The organism is bacterium (assembly GCA_035505375.1).
Taxonomy (GTDB): domain Bacteria; phylum Hydrothermota; class Tepidihabitantia; order Tepidihabitantales; family Tepidihabitantaceae; genus UBA2258.
Genome location: DATJQV010000081.1, coordinates 301,038 through 319,735, shown reverse-complemented (window position 1 = coordinate 319,735; position 18,698 = coordinate 301,038). Strand labels below are relative to the sequence as shown.

Here is an 18,698-nt window from a genome sequence, read left to right as displayed (position 1 = left end):
CACCTTCGCTCGACAGCAGGTCGACTTCTCATGCAAGGTAGCCATGCACGAGAATACAGCAGAGAAAACAGACTTAACTCACTCATCCGCAACCACTAGCCGCGCTCACTTTCAACGGCATTTCCGCCACGCTTGCAATATAGTACACACTCCACCAACCACCAATTCCTGTCCTAACTTCCCTATTCCCAATACCCTAACCCCTATTCCCTTCCCAACCCCTCCTATGCTCCCCCCGTAGCTCCGCACATGGCTTCCGAGGTAACGACCGGAGCAACTTCCCGAGGAACGATGAGGGTTACTTCTACGGTTACCTCGACCGCTACTTCCTCCGCTGCTTCGCGGGCAACGAGTAGAGTTCCTCGTCCGGTTCCTTGCCCGGTAACGAGTCGGGTTCAATCCCGGGTTCCTTGCCGAGTTGCAGTCGGCTCTCCCGTCAGAGTTCCTTCCCGGATTACTCTGCGGGTAATCTTCCGACCAACGAGTGGAGTTTCTTGGAGAGGAACCTGAGGAGTTGTTGGTCGCGCCGCCGCCCGACTCCGTGGCTGGGGGCTTGGGATCAGGGGCTGGGGACTCGGGACCATGGACCAGGGGCTAGTGACTGCGAGATCGGTCGGCATCATCATGAGCTACTGCCACTTATAGAGGAATCGTTCCCAGGAACCGACATAGGACTGACCGGACCGCGCACAGGGCGGGGAAGCCAAGACTCAAGGCGCCCAGCGGCGGCCGACACTGGGAACAACGCCGGCGGCGCGGAATTGGGTTCGGGCCGGAGACTACATCCGTGTCCATCTGCGTTCATCAGGTGGTTAAGTATCGGATTCAGGGTCGGTTCGTCGTATTGACACGGGGACAGGGGGAACTAGAATCTATTCGGGAGAGGCAAGGCGCGCGGTGCGCCACCTTTCCAATCGGGAAGTATATAATAATGTGTACACCGATAAGGCCGTCTCTAAGTCGCGCCTCAGCGCATAACCCATAGAGGAGGAAACGTGCGCATTTTCAAGAGGCTCTTTCCCATCCTTGCTCTGGTCACGCTGACCAGCGTCGTATCGGCGATGCCTGCCGGGCCGGCCGCAACGGGCCACGGCGCGGGGGCACAGGTGGCGACGCCTCAGTTCGGCTTGCTCTCCGACATCCATCCGAACCCACGCCTCTACTTCGGAACTGTCGTCAGAGACACTTCAGACGAGCAATCCGTCCCAATCGGCACGGGCATGATACCATCCACGCTGCAACAGCAGATACCGATGGGCAATTCCGCCCGGGTTTCGTTGCTCTGCCGGATCTGGGTCATTTTTCAGATGGTTTTGAGATAGGCGCCAGATGTCAATGGTCTGACCGGACACCATGGAAACGTCGAGCGGGCCGGAGGAGATGCTAGAGTCGCCGCTCCTGGCCGAGATGGATCGGGTGATCGACGGTATCGCCCAGCGCGACCGGAAGGGCGCGTACGCGGCCCTGGAAGCGGTGTTCGAGGGTCTCAAGGCCGGTTACGAGCGGTTGAGCGAAGCCGAGATTTCGGAGTTTGCCGAGCTGGTCCACCTCGTGCTCTTGCAGTTCGCGCGCGGTGCGACCATCCGCGTCTCGGGCTCGAAGCAGCACCGCGAGCTGGACGTCTGCCTGAAGTACAACGACGTCTACGAGGCTGCGCTCTCCCGCGCGATGGAGTTCCTCTCCCGCAACCTGATCGACCATATCGAGAAGTACTCGCCCCAGCAGTACCTGCGCGCGGCGCTGCGGGTGCTGGGCAAGGAGTACCATCAGGTGCTGACGGAGTCCTACCATACCGACAGTATCCCGGAGGAGTCGGCAGCGTCGAGCGAGGACGAGGAGAACGCGGTCGCCGCGGCGCCTGAGGAATTCGCGCACAGGCACTCCCGTACCTGCCCGGAGGAGTTGTTGACCGCACTCGGCCCGGAAAACGGCAGCTCCCCGGGACGGGCCGTTGACCAGGAGTTGTTCTACAATTGGTACGAGGGAAACCTGTCGCGCTTCGAGCTGACGCGGCTGTACGACATGACGATGGACGGCGTAGACCGGACACTGGCGCGGGTCGCGCGGTCGTACCACGACGGCCGGCACTTCGGCCTCGTCCGGTGGCTGCTCGAGCTGGGCGATGACGGCGACATCATCTGGCTCCTGTCCAAGGGAATGACGGCAGCGGACGTCGGACGGAAGGTGCAGCGGAACCAGTGGGTCGTGTACAAGCGCCGGGATGCGGTTCTGAGGCGCTGCGCGGCGCTAGGGCTGACCGGGGATGAGGGGCGGGCGTTCTGCGCACGGCTGTTCGGGCCGCAATCCGAGGGGGCACGTCCGCCGAGCGACGCCGGGAATGCGTCGCGGATGTCTCCCCGGCGCGCCGAAGACGTCCCGCCAGTCAGGCGAGATTGGGCGGCCGAGCTGGAAGCGCAGGCCGCACCGGGCTAAGTTAAGGCAAAAGGAGAAAATGTGTCGGCCAGCCCGGCTTCCCGCTCCGCGAACTGCAGCCTGGTCCAGAATCTGATTGCCGACTGGGCCAGAGCCAAGGACAAGCCATTTCCGTATCTGAAGGTCGGCAAGCACCTTGCCGCATGCCCGACCTGCCTTTCGTGGGCCACGGCGATCGCCTACCAGCCTTCCGAGCACTACGTCCAGGCGCTGAGCCTGCGGCTGTCCTGGGTGATTGCCATCCTTGGTCAGTCGGTGCTCCGCGCGTGGTCGAACGACCAGGACTTGAGGTTCGACGTCGTGTGCGCGCAGGACCCCGAGTCGGTGCGGGACAGAATCGCCAAACGCCTGTCGCAGTGCGAGAGCTACAATTCCGAGCTGAAGGAGCGCGTGTCCGCGATACGCGAGTTGATGCCCGACCTTGCCACCGGCGCGCTGCCCGACGGCCTCGAGCCGTACGCGCTTGCCCGCTATTTCATCGAGACCGCGCTGCAGCTCGCGCCGCAATCCGGGCAGCGGCTCAAGCTCCTGGACCAGCTCGGCATTGCCGAATTTACGCGGGCGGCAGGGGAGCGGCGCGCGGGGCGCGAGGAACAGGCAGACCGGCATTTCGAACGAGCGAAGGACTATTACCGGCAGGTCATGGCCGTCGGCGTTCCCGGTCGCTCCGACGGCGCGGAAGGCAGCGTCGGCGAGAAGATCGACCAGGTTTCGGCGCGCTTGAGCCTCGCGCAGGTGGAGTACGTCCAGGGCAGGCAGTCGCGGCCGGCTTTGGAGAAGGCGATCGAGCTCTGCCGCGAAGCGGAGCGATTGGTCAGGGAGCTGGGTCTGGCCGAGCAGGATTTCACGCGAGTCTTGAGCAACCTGTTGATATGTTACCTGAGATTGTGCATTGACCACGGCCGGACCGACGCCCGGGAGCAGGCACGGCGTCTGGCCGAGGATGCCTGCGCCAGTCCGGCGGTGGCCCGAGTTTTCCTGAAGCGTTGGGTGACGGACGGCGAAGACCCGGAGTTGACCGAGCTGCTGGCTTTTCCGCAGGCCGAGGATATCGCGAGCTACCTGCGCCGCGAGGCAGAAAAGGTTCGCGGCGGCGAGGCTGCGGCGGTGAGGCAGTGCTCGCGGGCAATGGAGTGATGCGTGACACGCGGGCCGGAAACCGTGTTCCGCTTGACTCCGGGGTTTTCCGGCCTAAAGTTCTCACTGACTCGGGCCGTGAACGGCCTGAGTCGGCGGTCGACCGTGCTGACCGGCCCATTTTGTTCGGCCGATACGCAGTCGGTCGTTTGACAGCCTGACGGCTGTTGAATCATTCGTTCTTTGATGAGTCCCGGCTGACCTCGGGTGCTCCGCGGGAGCCGCGGACCGGGACCCGCAAATGGTGTGACATAAGGTAGCCGCGCAGCCGCGGCGGAACGTTCCCGGTGCGGGAATCGCTCCGACCGGCTCGGCGGTGAGAGAGCAAAGGGAGGCAGAATGAGTCTGTGGTGTGTTCAGGTCGGGCGCCATCGGCTGCGCAGGCTGGCCGGCGCGACGCTGGGTGCGCTGCTGACCGTGGCGATTTTCGGCTGCGGCCGGACCGCGCCGGAGGGATTCTGGGGGCCGACCAAGGACGATACGGCCGGCATCAAGCAGGTGGTTGAGGCCAACAAGGCCTACTTCCGAACCGGGTTGGCCGAGCTGGCAATGACGATGTGCGACACTGCCCTGCCCGGCACCACCGGGAAAGTCCTGCAGAAGCAGATGATCGGCGACCGGTTCACGCCGCGGTTCCGGCTGAACCAGATGGAGCATGTGCTCGACACGCATCAGTTCGAGTACACGTTCACCGCCAATCTGAATCTGGATACCGTGATGGAAATCGACTCCGCGGTGAATCCGCCCGAGACGACGTGGGTTCCGCCCGACGCCGAGACGACGTGCACGGTGACAATGGCCGAGACGATCCCCGGCACTTTGCGGATGCACGCGTGGGCGAAGACGCCCTACCTGCGGGACTCGATCATCATCGTGAACCCGAGCGATACCATCAGGCTGCCGTTCTACGACAGCGTCATGAAGCCGTGCGATACCGTCATACAGAAGCCGCTGAACGGCTACTCAGTCGAGGGCTGCGTGCTCAAGAAGGAAGGCGATACGTGGCGGCTCTGGAAACTGGCCGGCGGCGGGCGGTTTTATGCGCCCGACCCGAACGACGCGCCCACCATCTACGACGTCTACGTCAGGAGCAGCCGGAAAGACAGCATTACGCTCGACACCGTGGCGCTGCGACCGGACACGCTCCACTATGGCATCCAGCGGTTCTATGCGCTGGACTCCGCGAAACATCAACTGCTGACCTATTCGCCGGGAGACTGGTTCGCGCTGCTCGCTCCGTACACCAACCCGGGCGACGCCATTGACTATTTCTACTTCAACGGACACCGGCATGCAATCACGGATACGGTGAGACTGGATTCGCTGAGCTCCGGGATTTACCGGCTGACAGTCGAGCATCTCCCCGCGACGGTTATCTGGGAAGCAAAGGGCAGCTACAATGCCGTCGTCTGGGGCATTCCGATTCGGATACGGTAGAGGAGGCGAGAGATGAGGAATTTCAATCTTCGCGCTTCATATTTGGCGCTGTCCGTGCTGCTCCTGGCCGGGCTGGCGTTCGCCGCGAACACCGGCGTGGTCAAGGGCAAGGTGACGGATAGGAAAACCGGCGAGGTGCTGACCGGGGTCAACGTGCAGGTCGAGGGGACCGAACTCGGCAACGCCAGCGACGCCGACGGCAAGTACGAGATCATCAACGTCCCGCCCGGCACCTACACCGTGATCGCGTCATACCTGGGCTACAACGAAGAGAAGGTGACCAACGTGCTGGTCGTGCAGGACAACGTCGCGACCGTCGACTTCAAAATGTCGAACACAGTCATCGACATCGGCACGAAGGTCGAGGTAACCGCCGAGAAGTGGCACCCGGTGCAACGGACGAATGTCACGGTGGAACGGGTCATCACCGACAAGGACTTCAAGCGATTGCCGGTGACCAACCTGTCAGACCTGGTCGGCATGCAGGCGGGCGTGACCCAGACCGCCAATACGGGCTGGACCCACATCCGCGGCGGCCGGTACGACGATGTGGCCTACCTGGTCGACGGCGTGTCCGCGCAGGACGCGCTCGTCGGCACGCTCTGGTCGTCACCCAAGCCGACCGCCGACGCCCTGCAGTCGGTTGTCGTCATCACCGGCGGGTTCGACGCCGAGTACGGTCAGGCCATGTCCGGCATCATCAAGGCCGTGACCAAAGAGGGCGGGGAGAAGACGAACGGACACGTTGCCTACACGACCGACGACTTCTTCCCCCAGAACACCGGTTATAACTACGGGTATAACCGGATCGCGCTATCGCTGGGCGGCCCGACACCGATCTGGAACCGTCTCCGCTACTTCCTGTCGGCGGATTTCTTCCGGACCGCCGACGACGCCGGCGTCCGCTACAAGGTCAACGAACCCCGCGGTGAGTACGCGCTCGAGGGTAACGTGACCCTGCAGATGCCGAAGGAGTTCTTCCTGACGAAACAGGGATTGAGGTTTACGCTCGATGCCTATGGTTCTGACTACCAGTGGCAGGCCTGGGGCAACTCCTGGAAGTATGACCTGGCCGCGCTCTACGCGAACCGGGTCCGGTCGTACAAAGCGAACTTCACCATCAACCATATGCTTTCGCAGAGCACGGTCTACGAGGCGAAAGTCGGCATGTTCCAGACCTCGCTGATTCGAACCAACCGCAACTTCGACGCCGAGGCGGCGGACACGACCGGGGTCTGGGGCGCACTCCGAAAGGCCGGTATCTGGAACCGCTACATCTTCCGTGCCGAGGACTGGGTATTCAATAACCCCGAGGGGCTGGACAAGCAGAACGCCATACTCCAGCTCTACCGGTCTTACTGGCTCTCGCCGAGCGGAGACACGGTCTACGCGCACCCGGGCAAGAAGAACTGGCAGTCCCCATACCAGTTGGTTGACAATCCGTGGGGCGTGGCCAGCCTCTTCTACACCGAGGGCGATGCCGGGGTCTGGCACTACCGCGCGACCGACCAGGTACTGGGCAAGGTCGACCTGACCCATACGGTATCGAAAATCCACGAAATCAAGACCGGCATCGACATCACGCAGTACTCGCTCTCGGTCTACGAGAACTCGCTGCCCTGGGACCAGAATCCGTTCTGGGACGCGTACAACTACAAGCCGCTGCTCGCCTCCGCCTACATCCAGGACCGGGCCGACTTCGAAGATCTGGTGGTGCGGGCCGGCGTACGGTTCGACTACTTGGATTCGAAGGCAGAGGTGCGCGCGTTCCCGGAGAGCCTCGGTTCGCGTGAGGTGATCGCCGATTCCATGCTGCCGGTGCCGGCCAAGTACCGGCTGGCCCCGCGGCTCGGTCTCTCCTACCCGATTACCGAGCGGGTCAAGTTCCGCTTCAGCTACGGCCACTTCTACAAGAACCCGGAGTTCATCGACCTTTACACCTACAACGACCGGACCGCGGCCGAGTTGCGCAGCCGCGGCAACGTCATCGTCGGTAACGCCGACATGGGCGCGGAGAAGACCATCGCCTACGAAATGGGATTCGACTCGCAGTTGTCGGACATTTTCGAGTTTGACGTGACCGCGTTCTACAAGGACGTGTTCGACCTTGCGGGTGTGCGCGTCGTCCACGCCCTGCCGCAGCCGTATTCCGAGTACTACAACGTCGAGTACGCGCGGATCCAGGGGTTCGAGGCGACCATGTCGAAGACCCTCAGCCAGTACTGGTCGAGTTCGATCGGCTACACCTACCAGGTTGCCAAGGGAACGGCCTCGACCGCCACTACTCAGTACCAGCGCACGACGCCGCTGCAGCTTGACTACTACCTCGATCAGGATATCCGCCACTCGCTCCATGCCGACCTGGCGTTCCTGTTCCCGTCCGACTTCAAGGTCGTGCCGATGCGGGACGTGGAGCTGTCGGGCGTCTTCAGCTACAACACGGGATCGCCGTATACGCCGACCGACCAGAAGGGCAATCAGATCGGACTGTCGAACTCCGCCCGGCTGCCGAGCAGCTACGACCTCGACGGCCGAATCGGCAAAGACTTCCGCGTCTTCGGCCTGGCGTTCTCGCTCACCTGCGACATCACGAACATACTGAACACCGAGATCATCACGAACGTGTTCTCCACGACCGGCAAGCCGGACTACACCGGCGCCATCATCACGCCCGAGCAGTTTAGCGCCTCCGGGTTCCTGTTCGGCGACTACTATTACCATCCGGCGCGCGACTACAACCACGACGGCTTTATCACTCAGAGCGAGCAGTACCTTTCCTACATGAAGGCCTACACCGACGCCAATACCCCGCCGACATACTACGGTCCGCCGCGCAAGATCAGGGTCGGTCTGAGCCTGTCGTTCTAAGGAGCAACGATGAGAAGAATGACTAATCAACGATGCCTGGCCCCTGCCGGCCCCGGCCCGCGCCTCTGCCTGGCCTTTGCGCTCCTCGCGACCCTGGCGGTTCCACTGGCGTTGGCCCGAACCGCTACCCCACTGCCACCCGGCCACCGTGTCTACAGCCCGCAGACGTGGCTCAACATCAGCCGGTGGAAGTGCCCGTTCTACAACGATGGCAAGTACGGCATCGACAATACGATCAGTACGGGACAAGCCGGCGGCTCCTGGCCCCAGCCGCTCCACAACTGCTACCTCTTCGGAGCGGGTCTGTGGTTCGGCTCCATCAAAGTTGACAGCGCCAACCCGGACAAGCTGGACACGCTTGTCTCATTCGGCTATAACCCGAACTCCGGCGGCACTGAGATGTCGCCGGTCACGGTCGAGCACGCCGCCGATGGTACGGGCAGCACTGACGACCGGATGTTCGTTTACCCGACCGACTGGCCGCCGACGCCGCGCAGCCGCTGGGTTACGTCGTCCGACCTCGACACCATCGTGCCCAGGGAGAATTTTTCACTCCAGGACATGTGGTGCGCGTACTCGGACGTTCTGCCGGAAAACCACATTGCGCCCGGCAAGCCCCAGAACATCGACGTCTTCCAGACCGTCTATGCCTGGAACTACCCGTCGAATCAGGACATCTTCTTCATCAGCTACGTGGTGCGCAACGCCAGCGCCACTGACACGTTGAAGAAATGCTACATGGGCGCGTGCGTCGACCCGGACGTCGGAGTCGCGACCGACAACATGGTCGGAACCCTGCTCAACACGTACGTGCCCGGAGCCGGCTTGGTGACGGGTGTGGGGTATTGCGGCGACAACGACGGCTACGAGGCCCCGGGTACGCTGTGGGACGCCGGCACGCCGGGGGTCATCGCGTACAAGTTCCTCGAGAGCCCGCGTGACACAAACGGCCAGCGACTGGGCATGACCGCGTTCAAGAAGTTCACGATTGACATCGACCCGGTGACCGACGCGGCCCAGTACCTGACAATGGCCGGCTTCGACTACCGGACCGGCGTCTACTCGCCGTACGACTCGGCGCTCGATGTCGCTCCGGCGGACAAGCGGTTCATCCAATGCTCGGGTCCGTTCACGCTGCCGCCGGGCAAGATGACGCGGCTTATCGTCGCCGTCATGGGTGCGCCGTTCGGTGGGGCTAACCAGAAATGGGATAGCCGGCCGGTCGACTCGCTCGTTCATCTGGCCAAGCTGGCCAACCAGGCGCAGTTCATCTATGACCAGGGCTGGCTCCTGCCTGGGCCGCCGGTCGCACCGAACCTCACGATGGTACCGGGCGACAACCGGGTTCGTCTGGTCTGGGATAACCTGTCCGAGATAACGCCGGACCCCTACTGGCAGAAGGTCGCGAGCGACTCGCTCAAGCCGGGCTGGGATCCGAAATACCGGAAATACCCTTTTGAAGGGTATGCCGCCTACCGGTCCAGGAACGGCACCGACTGGGCGCTCATCGGTCAGTGTGACTTGGCCGACTCGATAAAGTTCAACTATCCGCCGGGCGGTGACTCGGCCCTGCCCGACAGCCTCTGGCTGAAGGCGACGGACAACGGAACGTTCTACTCCCTGCTTGATACCAACGTAACCAACGGGTTCACATACTACTACTGCGTTACCGCCTACAATTGGAACTACCAGACGACGAAGTGGGATTCTCTGCACCGAACCCCGCTACAATGGGACACGCTCACTCTGCGCTCCGGGCTCGTAACCAACTTCACGACCGTACCTCGCTGGGATGCGCCCAACTACGTGATGCCGACGACAAGGGTCGCCACCGCGGTGGGCGACACGACCGATACTCTTACTCCCCACAAATCCATGGCCGGCCTGAAGGCAAGAGCCAGCGTGGCCGTGCCGGCGCAGGTGACAAAGGACACGTACGAACTGCGGTTCCTCGGGCCACGTTACGGCGGCACCTCCACGGCAATCTACAGCTACTTCGTCGCCGATGCGCGCAACGACAGCTTGGCCGTTGATACCGCGTCATTCTACTACACGGCCGGTAACACGTTCGTGCGTTCGTTGCCGGTGTTCAACGGGCTGGCGCTCACCTGCACCCTCCACTTCGCCTCGCCGACCAAGGCCTTCGATTCGGCATACGCCGTCCACACGGCGCAGTACCCGGCTGAGTCGGTGAGCGCGGTAGCGGGCAACGTCGCGAGAACAACATGGGCGTTCCGCGGCTCGGACTACATCATCGTCTGGGGCAATACGCCCCGGTACATGACGGCCAAGGTGTTCGATGTCACCCACGGTGGCATCGAGGTGCCGGTGACGCACTGGACTGGGACTACGATGCCGGAATCAGCCGCGAACGGCTGGGCCTTTGTGAACAAGGCCAACCGGTATCCGACCGACACCCTGACCGGGCGGGCTGCCTGTGTATACATCTGCGGCGGTGACGTGGAGTTCAAGCCGTCCGGCGATACGCTGGGTGGATTGCTCTCGGCGATCCGGGCCGGCGACACCTGGCGCGTGGTGGGCCACAAGGCTGACGGCACGGCCCCGTTCTACAATGTCTACAGGGCACTCACGGTGCCAGGCCAGGCGGATACCGTTACCAGGATCAAGCTCAACGTCAAGGTCGTGCCCAATCCCTATGTCGTCTTCAACGGATGGGAGAAGACCTCGGACCAGCGGTACGTCAGGTTCACCCATCTACCCAACACATGCACGATACGCATCTACACACTGGCCGGAGATCTCGTGAAGGTCATCAAGCACACAGATACGAAGGTCCAACCGCTCGACCAGGGCGGGACCGAGACGTGGGACTTTACCAATGAGTCACCGGGGAGCACCGGCACCCAGGTTTCGGGCCAGCTCATCGCCTCCGGCGTGTACATCTACCACGTCCAATCGCCGATCGGCGAGTGTGTCGGCAAGCTTGTCCTCATCCACTAGGGAGGCAGCCATGAAACACAGAATCACTTATCTCCTTACCGCGGTGCTGCTGGCGTCCGTGGCGTTCGTCTCTTCGGCCCAGGCTGCATTCTCCAAGGTCGGCTCGACCGGAGCGGCATTCCTGAAGATCGGAGTCGGCCGGTCGACGGCAATGGGCGACGCCTTCGTCGCCATCGCCGACGACCCGTCGGCCGCCTACTTCAACCCGGCCGGGTTGGCCCGGGTCAGCCGCACGATCCAAGTTAACCACGTTAACTGGATTGCCGACGTCAACCACGACAACCTCACTTTCGTACTGCCGCTGACTAGCTTCGGTACTATCGCCGTGAACGTTACCGCACTAACGATGGGCCAGATCGAGCAGACTACGATCGACAATCCCAACACCACGATTCGTGAGGATGAAGGGACCGGTCTCTTCTTCAGCGCGTCGGACATGGCGGTCGGGGTCAGCTACGCCCGCATCATTACCGACAAGCTCTCCTTCGGCTTCACCGGCAAGGTCATCACCCAGACTGTCTGGGACATGTCCGCGTCGGCGTTTGGCTTCGACCTCGGCCTACTCTACAACACCGGATTCAAGTCCCTCCGCATCGGCGCCGCGGTTACCAACTACGGCACGCAGCTTGCCTTCACGGGTCGGGAGCTGGACTACAGCTTCTCCTGGCCGGACTCGGGTCCCAGCCAGATAAACGGTTCGTACAGCACCACGCCGGTTGGATTGCCCACGAATTTCCGCTTCGGCATCGCCTACGACATCATCGAGGCCCAGAATCCAGACAAAGACTCTCGTCTCACGGCCGCACTGGATATCAACCATCCATCTGACATCAACGAGACGGTGAACTTCGGTCTTGAGTATGGGATCGCCAATGCGTTCTTCCTTCGCGGCGGCTACGTCCTCAATACCGACAACTCCTACCAAGATGAGCTCGGCTGGTCGACCGGAATATGCGCCGGACTCGGCGCACGCGCCAAGCCGGTGCACGGATTGAGTATCGGTCTCGATTACACGTTCCGCTACTTCGAGTACCTGAAACCGACCCACCGATTGCAGTTGACGGTTGGATTCTAGGCCGACGAACAGAAACAGCGCCACAGGGGCACGGCTTGCCGTGCCCCTGCGGTCTTTCATGGTGCTGGCGCTGGTATTGTCGCTGTCGCCGCTGGCTGCCGCACAATGGACGGTGGGCGTGTACATGCCCGCGGACAACGACATGGACAACCAGGCGAACGTCGATCTGGACGAGATGAAACAGGTCGGGTCCACCAGTGACGTCAACGTCGTGGTCCAGGTTGACCGACCCGTCTGGGACCCCCTGCCAGGTTGCCATCGCTACTTCGTAAAGAAGGGCGGCGTGGATACGCTGGCCGACCTCGGTCAGGTCGACATGGCTGCCCCGGCGACGCTGGCGGACTTTGCCGGTTTCCTGCGAAGTCGCTACCCCGCCGCGAATTACATGCTGGTGCTCTGGGACCACGGCGACGGCTGGTATCCGGGCTACGGGCCGAGTACGAGTGCCATCTTCATCGACGATTCGTACGGTCACGAGATGGGGGTTGCCGGCGGCGAATTCGCGCAGGCAATGGCGGGCGTCAAGCAAGCCTTGGGCAGGCGCGTCACAATACTCGCCTTGGACGCCTGCCTGATGGACATGGTCGAGGTTGCCGACGAAATCCGCGACGACTGCGACTACATGCTCGCATCCGAGGCCCTGGTTCCAACCGGCGGTTACCCCTACGACAAGCTGCTCGACCGGCTTGCCAGCCAACCCACAGCCGAACCTTCTGAGTTCCTGCCCGGCTTCTGCTCCGATTACGTTGAGTCATACCCCGGGCAGAGAGTCGAGCTCTCCGCACTCGGCATGCCAGCGCTTGCCAAGTCGCTAGACCTCATGTCCGCGACCGTTCGCGACAGCATCGATGCGGCAAGTCCGGCCGTGAGTGCAGCCCGTGCCGGTGTCCAAACGATGCCGGGTTACCCGTTCCATGCGGACCTGATTGACTTCCTCTCTGGGCTGGCAGGCGACGTGCATTTCCCCGAAGCGCCCCCGATGCCGGTCGTGGAGTCGCTTCGTGCCGCGCTGCGCCTCGCAGTTGTCGTCAACGAGCGCAGCTCAGGATTTGAGCACGCCTCCGGTCCCGCCATCTGGTTTCCGGACAACTATCTCGCCTTCAAGAACTCAATCGAGTCATACTTGACCCTGCGCTTCGCTCTGGAGTCGGGCTGGCCGCAGTTCCTCAATCGCTATTTCGGCAGCGACGACATTAGGCCGGTGCAGCCGGTTGTCACGCAAAGTCAAGCCGGCGGGCGTAACGATGTCCGGCTATGGTGGGAATCCTGCTTCGACCTCTCGCCGGTGCGATACTGCCTCTTCGAGGTGACCGAGCCGCAAGTCTTATTCACTGACTACTGCAATGACTTCACCGCCTGGACTAACCTCGGCTGGACGACGAGCACGCAGGAGGTCCATTCCGGCCAGACCTCGTTCTTCTCCGGATCGGCCGACAACCTCGCGAACTCCATCGAGAGCGCCCAGCCGCTGAACCTGCCGGAAGGCGGTCTGCTGTCGTTCTACGCATGGTACTCCACTCAGGAAGACTGGGATTCACTCACCGGTTTCTTGCGAGACATTTGCTACGTCGAATGGTCGCCGGACCGCAGTGCGTGGCACGGACTGGATTCGCTCTATGGTGACGACGAGACGTGGAACGAGCGGCGGTATCTTCTGCCTGCCGGCGCGAAGTATCTGCGCTTCCGCTACGTGAGCAACGCCGGGATAAACCGACAGGGCGTGTTCATTGACGACATCAAGGTCTATTCGTTTGGCACCATGCGCACCGTGGCCGAAGGCATTCCAGACACGACCGCCTATGTGTTCGGTGTGCCGCACGACACTCTTGGTTACTACTATTTCGTAACGGCCTCAGACTCGTTCGGCAACATCTCGATGGCGAGCCAGTTCTACAATGTCGAGGTCAAGACTTGGGCCGAACCGTACACACGGCCGGCACCGTTCAGCAGCGACTGCAAGCTCGTACTGGACTTCCCGGCCGGAGAAACAACGGACGTCCGCATCTACACGCTATCAGGCACACTCGTGCGCCGATTCGACGATGTGACCCGGCATGTGCTCGACTGGGACGGGGACAACGCTGCGGGCAAACCGCTGGCGGACGGCCTCTATCTCGTTGCGGTCCAGAGCCGCGACTTCAAGAAGCTCGGCAAAATCGCGAAGGTCGCCAGGGAATAGGTCCAACGCCACCTGTGGGCCTTATTGTTCATCAGGGAGAATCTTCCCCGGATTGAGGATGCCTTCCGGATCGAGCGCATGCTTCAAGCTTTGCATCAGAGCGAGTTCTTGCGGTCCAACCGCCCGTTTCATCAACCATTTCTTGGTCGAGCCGATGCCGTGCTCGGCCGAGATCTGACCGCCGCGGCTGAGCACGAAGTCTGCAAGGTCAGAGACAATGGCCCGCTTCCTTTCGAGCCATTGCTGCCTGCTCCCTGTCTTGTCTTCCCTGCACATGCCGACGTGAATGTTGCCGTCGCCAATGTGTCCCCATGGGACAATCGGCACGCCGTGTTTCTGTTCCAGCAGCTCGAGCTTCTCAATCGTCGTGTTGATTTCGCTCAACGGCACCACGATGTCTTCGGTAGCAAGGCCGGCGTAGACCTCCTTCAGAATGTTGTGAAGCTCGCGCCGCGCGTGCCATAGCCGGTCCTGGTCGGTCGGGTTGTCTGCAACCAGCGGTTCGCGAGCGCCCAGTCGCATGGCCAGCTCGCCGACGGCCACGCAGTCGTCCATCACCCGTTGCCGGTCGTTGCCGTCCAGCTCGACGAGCACCTGCACCCTGGCATCTGGGAACGGCAGAGCGTCTTTCATCACCTGGTTCGCAGCGCAGACGCCCTTATGCTCGATGAATTCGACCACGGCCGGCATCAGGCGCTGGTCGTGCACCAGCCTGGCGACGAGCTCCAGGCCCTGGGACATCCGCTCGAAGGGAATGAGCAGGTCAACCAGGTAGCGCGGCTTAGGGATGAGACGCAGCGTGATGCCCGTTATCACCGCCAGCGTGCCCTCGGAGCCGATGAGCAGCCGGTTCAGGTCGTAACCGACGACGTTCTTATGCAGCTTGCCGCCATACCGAATGATTTCGCCGGACGCGAGCACCGCCTCAACACCGCGCAGGTAGTCCCCGGTTACGCCGTACTTGAACGCGCGGGCGCCGCCAGCGTTCTCCGCCACGTTACCGCCGATGGAACAGTCATCCAGCGATGCCGGATCCACCGGATAGTACAGACCGCTGTCGGCGCAGGTCTGCTGAACCCGGGCGGTGGTACTGCCCGGCCCGGTTTCGACCATCAGATTGCCGGTGTCAACCGCCGTGTCCTTCATCAGCTCGAGCGACAGTACGATTCCGCCGCGCAGCGGAACCGCTCCGCCCGACAGGCCAGTGCCGAGGCCGCGCGGAGTGACCGGCACATGCTCCTCGGATGCCAGGCGCAACACCGCGCTCACCTCTTCGGTGGAGGCGGCTCGGACGAGTGCCTCGGGCAGGTGCGGGGTTTCAACACTCTCGTCGTGACCGTAGTCGGCCAGCGCTGCCGGGTCAGTGATGACCCGCTCGGGCGCGCAGAGTTCGGTCAGTCGGCTGATGGCCACCGGGGAAAGCGGGCGGTAAGTCATACGTTAGCCTATCCGCGCACGTGACTCAGTCAACCGCGGCGCAGATCAGAAGGAGCTGGATGCGCTCTACCGATTCAATTCGATTCTGGCTCGAAAGAAGAACCCGGCCGCAAGCCGGGCTCCGGGATAGGCGTCGGACCGGGCCTGACTAGCTCAAGTGAGGCTCGATTACGGCGGCGATGTTTGCTTCGGGCGCGTAACCGACGTGGCGGGCCACTTCCTTTCCGCCCTTGATCAGAATCAGGGTCGGGATGCCGTGGACATCGTACTTTCCAGGAGTTGACGGACTCTCGTCGGTGTTGACCTTGCAGGCCCTCATTTTGCCCGCGTATTTGCCGGCCAGACTCTCGACAATGGGGCCGACCATTTTGCACGGGCCGCACCACGGCGCCCAGAAATCGACCAGCACCGGCAACTCCGACTTCAGGACTTCAGTTTCGAAAGTACCGTCGTTGACGTTCTTCACTTCAGACATCGATTCAATCCTCCTGCTGTGCTTCGGCGACAAGGCCGACCAGCCGGCGGAGCCAGGGTCTTGTCACCCGGTAACATACCTGATTGCCTTTTCGCTCATGGGATACCACACCGGCTGCCCTCAGCACAGCCAGTTGCTGCGAGACCGTGGCCTGAGCAACACCAAGACACTTAGTGATGTGCTTGACATTGCACTCCTGGTCCATAAGACCAGTCACCAACTGCAGCCTTAGAGGGTGGCCCAGCGCTTTGAATGCCTGAGCTATTCTCCGAGCCGCAGCCGGGTCTATGCAGCTTTTCATATACTTCTTGGACGCTCCATGTCTGGTCGGCGATTCCCGTTTCGCATCACGACCTCCGGCGAACCACGATATCGCCGTTGGTGGTCGTAATCATGATGGGAGACGCGCCGGAACCGATGGTTCCGCGTACGTGGTTGCTGGTTTGGGTGTTGTAAGTTACCGTGTAATCGTAGAAGGTTATCGATCCGTTGGTGTTCGTCGCGTCAATCAGCGCCGAAACGTCCACCGGCAGCAGCAGCGTTACCTTGCCGTTCGTGGTTTCGAGATCGACGCTGTCGGCGGCGCCGAGCGAGGAAACGTCACAGTCAATCGTGCCGTTGCTGGTCGTGCCGTGGACCGTGCCGCTGTGAACTTGAACTACCAGCTTGCCATTGGTCGTCGACAGGTTCGCGCTGCCGGTCGTGCCGGTCAATTGGACGTTGCCGTTGGTCGTGCTGGCCCTGATGTCACCGGCCAAGCTGGTCACCGTGATGCTGCCGTTGGTCGTGGAGAGGGAGAGGTCGAGAGTCTCCGGCGCCGCGATGTCGAAATCCGCGCCGTAGGGCCGGTCGCTGCTCGGCATGTCGGCCTTGATCTTGAGCTCGCGTCCGATGACCGTGTCGCCGTACACGACGTTCGCTAATGCTTTCGCCGCATCGGAGCTGTCTCGACCGTATGCATGCCTGGCAACGTCTACTGTGATGGCGGTGTCCGATGAAGCAGTAACGCTGATGGTCCCGTTCAGGGTCGCCGCGCCGAGTGCGCTGATGTCGGTGGCAGCGTACGTGTGCGCCTCCGGTATCACCAGCCTGTAGGTGTAAAGACAGGCAAGTGCCAACAGGACCACCGGGAGCATCCGGCAAAGCGGGCCTCTCATGCGTCTCTCATTTGCTACTGCGTCGAGGTCTCGTTCTGAGCTTCGGGCATCAGCAGCAGGCCGACGGAATAGAAGGGGCCGCCGAGGTGTGTCACCGGTGCGTCGCTGACTTCCGCGTCATTGGACAGGTGCCAAGTCGGCGTGAACGGTGAGTAGAGATAGCCCCCGCGCACAGTGATTCCGATTCGTCCCGCTTTGGTGTTCAGTATGAGACCCAGCTCCAGAGCGCCCATGCCTGCGGGGCGCAGCCCCGATGAGAACGACGCTGTGCGCGGCAGGTCACCCAGGAGCGAATCCAGTGGTGCCTGCGCCGAAGACTTGCTCCGCAGCCCGAACGACTGCGAGAGGCCGCCGAGCCCAAGCAGCGGGACGATGGTAAGGAAAGAGGCCGGCGCCAGCTTCAGGCCCGCCTCGCCGAAAATGCCGTTGGCGTCGGTTCGGAGCTCGTACGAGCTGTTCTCCGCGTCGTCCCATGTCCGGAAGAAAAGCGGGCCGATGAGGAACGAACCGGTGAGCGCGCGGAGTTCGATGCCCCAACCGTAATGGCGGCTGGCTGACGCCGGCATTCCGTGGTTCGCGAACGCCTTGTTGAAACCGGCTACCTGCGGCTGGTAGGCAGCGGCGAACGGGATGAGCCACGCTTCAGCCGAATTCTGCGCCGACGTCGGCACGGCCGCGGCTAGTAGAATGACGATCAGGAATATTCGCATGTTCGAGCTCCCATGAAGTAGTATAGAACGGCAGCTGGGTGTGTCAACGGAGGGACCCCACGCGCGAGGTCCGTCGCTTCGGGGCTATGCACGAAGCCGCCGATGGTAACACCGCCGGCGGCTTCGCAACAGTCGAAAACGGCTAGTTCGCTACCAAGACCTTTCGGACCGCGGCAGCCGATGGTGTGTGGTACCGGCAGAAGTAGACACCGCGGGGCACGAGGCGTCCGCTTCCGTCATCACGGTACCACGTAGCTGTGGCAAGTCCGTCAGCTCCGGTCGCGCAATTGAGCGAGCGAATCAGCCTGCCGGCCGCATCGAGGACTTCGACAATCGGCCTGCCCGATCCCGCGGGCTGCAGCCTGACGGCCATCTGCGTCGTCACGACGGTTGGAATCACAACCAGCCTCTGCAGGGGTTCCACCACGGTAATCGGCTCTTCAATCCCGGTAGTGCCATAGAACATCGCCAATGGCGCGGTGATCTGCGGCCACATGAACCGGTACCACGTGTCGGCTTTGGGGGCCGGGAACGGTGACGCGTTGGGTTGGGCGTCGATCGTTCCGTAGAGCGTGATCGTGTCCGGCCACGAGGGGACGTCGGGGAAATGGAAGGTGTCATTGCCCGACCCAATACCCCATCCCGGAGTGAGGAAAGTGTCAAGCTTCGAACCGACCTTCACGAGGGCCGAGTCCACAATGAGCGTGTGACCGTTCGGGTTAGTTACCCCGTAAAAGGTCGAACCGGCGTGGCTCACGCCGACGGTGGCGAGCGATACCAGGACGGCGGCCAGTCCGGCATAGAGCTTCTTCATACTATGTTACTCCTG

14 protein-coding genes are annotated in these 18,698 nt (G+C 62.1%); 8 read left to right on the top strand and 6 right to left on the bottom strand.

The features are described 5' to 3' along the window. Nucleotides 1–995 precede the first annotated feature (995 nt). From VMH22_14375 to VMH22_14340, 8 genes are all read left to right on the top strand, one after another. Entirely contained in the window at nucleotides 996–1,322 is a 327-nt protein-coding gene (locus VMH22_14375) for a hypothetical protein (GenBank protein HTW92874.1), read from the top strand. Nucleotides 1,323–1,353: 31 nt separating this feature from the next. After that, nucleotides 1,354–2,433, top strand: a complete 1,080-nt coding sequence (locus tag VMH22_14370; GenBank protein HTW92873.1) for a hypothetical protein — start codon at nucleotides 1,354–1,356, stop codon at nucleotides 2,431–2,433. Nucleotides 2,434–2,454: 21 nt separating this feature from the next. Further along, nucleotides 2,455–3,570: a hypothetical protein gene (locus VMH22_14365; GenBank protein ID HTW92872.1), complete on the top strand. Its 1,116-nt coding sequence runs from the start codon at nucleotides 2,455–2,457 to the stop codon at nucleotides 3,568–3,570. A 339-nt stretch (nucleotides 3,571–3,909) separates the two neighbouring features. Continuing rightward, nucleotides 3,910–5,007, top strand: coding sequence for a hypothetical protein (locus VMH22_14360; GenBank protein ID HTW92871.1), 1,098 nt, complete (start codon nucleotides 3,910–3,912; stop codon nucleotides 5,005–5,007). A gap of 12 nt (nucleotides 5,008–5,019) precedes the next feature. After that, entirely contained in the window at nucleotides 5,020–7,875 is a 2,856-nt protein-coding gene (locus VMH22_14355) for a TonB-dependent receptor (protein ID HTW92870.1), read from the top strand. A 9-nt stretch (nucleotides 7,876–7,884) separates the two neighbouring features. Continuing rightward, complete coding sequence (locus VMH22_14350) at nucleotides 7,885–10,836, top strand: hypothetical protein (GenBank protein HTW92869.1); 2,952 nt, start codon at nucleotides 7,885–7,887, stop codon at nucleotides 10,834–10,836. A 10-nt stretch (nucleotides 10,837–10,846) separates the two neighbouring features. After that, complete coding sequence (locus VMH22_14345) at nucleotides 10,847–11,911, top strand: PorV/PorQ family protein (GenBank protein ID HTW92868.1); 1,065 nt, start codon at nucleotides 10,847–10,849, stop codon at nucleotides 11,909–11,911. After that, complete coding sequence (locus VMH22_14340) at nucleotides 11,901–14,090, top strand: clostripain-related cysteine peptidase (protein ID HTW92867.1); 2,190 nt, start codon at nucleotides 11,901–11,903, stop codon at nucleotides 14,088–14,090. The genes VMH22_14345 and VMH22_14340 overlap by 11 nt, the downstream gene beginning before the upstream one ends. 21 nt (nucleotides 14,091–14,111) lie before the next feature. On the opposite strand, the gene VMH22_14335 is transcribed toward VMH22_14340, so the two are convergent. The 6 genes from VMH22_14335 to VMH22_14310 all read right to left on the bottom strand — a co-directional run bounded on the left by VMH22_14335 (nucleotide 14,112) and on the right by VMH22_14310 (nucleotide 18,683). Next, nucleotides 14,112–15,527: an FAD-binding oxidoreductase gene (locus tag VMH22_14335; protein HTW92866.1), complete on the bottom strand. Its 1,416-nt coding sequence runs from the start codon at nucleotides 15,525–15,527 to the stop codon at nucleotides 14,112–14,114. 148 nt (nucleotides 15,528–15,675) lie between these two features. Next, entirely contained in the window at nucleotides 15,676–16,002 is a 327-nt protein-coding gene (gene trxA, locus VMH22_14330) for a thioredoxin (GenBank protein ID HTW92865.1), read from the bottom strand. Between the two features lie 4 nt (nucleotides 16,003–16,006). After that, nucleotides 16,007–16,303, bottom strand: coding sequence for a metalloregulator ArsR/SmtB family transcription factor (locus tag VMH22_14325; protein HTW92864.1), 297 nt, complete (start codon nucleotides 16,301–16,303; stop codon nucleotides 16,007–16,009). 46 nt (nucleotides 16,304–16,349) lie between these two features. Beyond that, complete coding sequence (locus VMH22_14320; GenBank protein HTW92863.1) at nucleotides 16,350–17,159, bottom strand: DUF4097 family beta strand repeat-containing protein; 810 nt, start codon at nucleotides 17,157–17,159, stop codon at nucleotides 16,350–16,352. A 14-nt stretch (nucleotides 17,160–17,173) separates the two neighbouring features. Then, nucleotides 17,174–17,869, bottom strand: coding sequence for a hypothetical protein (locus tag VMH22_14315; protein HTW92862.1), 696 nt, complete (start codon nucleotides 17,867–17,869; stop codon nucleotides 17,174–17,176). A gap of 142 nt (nucleotides 17,870–18,011) precedes the next feature. Beyond that, nucleotides 18,012–18,683: a hypothetical protein gene (locus VMH22_14310; protein HTW92861.1), complete on the bottom strand. Its 672-nt coding sequence runs from the start codon at nucleotides 18,681–18,683 to the stop codon at nucleotides 18,012–18,014. Nucleotides 18,684–18,698 lie beyond the last annotated feature (15 nt).

Excerpts from the sequence above, each read along its gene's own strand:
- VMH22_14310 (HTW92861.1), bottom strand. The coding sequence starts at position 18,683 with ATGAAGAAGCTCTATGCCGGACTGGCCGCCGTCCTGGTATCGCTCGCC.
- VMH22_14360 (HTW92871.1), top strand. The coding sequence starts at position 3,910 with ATGAGTCTGTGGTGTGTTCAGGTCGGGCGCCATCGGCTGCGCAGGCTG.
- VMH22_14335 (HTW92866.1), bottom strand. The coding sequence starts at position 15,527 with ATGACTTACCGCCCGCTTTCCCCGGTGGCCATCAGCCGACTGACCGAA.
- VMH22_14320 (HTW92863.1), bottom strand. The coding sequence starts at position 17,159 with ATGAGAGGCCCGCTTTGCCGGATGCTCCCGGTGGTCCTGTTGGCACTT.
- trxA (HTW92865.1), bottom strand. The coding sequence starts at position 16,002 with ATGTCTGAAGTGAAGAACGTCAACGACGGTACTTTCGAAACTGAAGTC.
- VMH22_14370 (HTW92873.1), top strand. The coding sequence starts at position 1,354 with ATGGAAACGTCGAGCGGGCCGGAGGAGATGCTAGAGTCGCCGCTCCTG.
- VMH22_14350 (HTW92869.1), top strand. The coding sequence starts at position 7,885 with ATGAGAAGAATGACTAATCAACGATGCCTGGCCCCTGCCGGCCCCGGC.
- VMH22_14325 (HTW92864.1), bottom strand. The coding sequence starts at position 16,303 with ATGAAAAGCTGCATAGACCCGGCTGCGGCTCGGAGAATAGCTCAGGCA.
- VMH22_14315 (HTW92862.1), bottom strand. The coding sequence starts at position 17,869 with ATGCGAATATTCCTGATCGTCATTCTACTAGCCGCGGCCGTGCCGACG.
- VMH22_14355 (HTW92870.1), top strand. The coding sequence starts at position 5,020 with ATGAGGAATTTCAATCTTCGCGCTTCATATTTGGCGCTGTCCGTGCTG.
- VMH22_14345 (HTW92868.1), top strand. The coding sequence starts at position 10,847 with ATGAAACACAGAATCACTTATCTCCTTACCGCGGTGCTGCTGGCGTCC.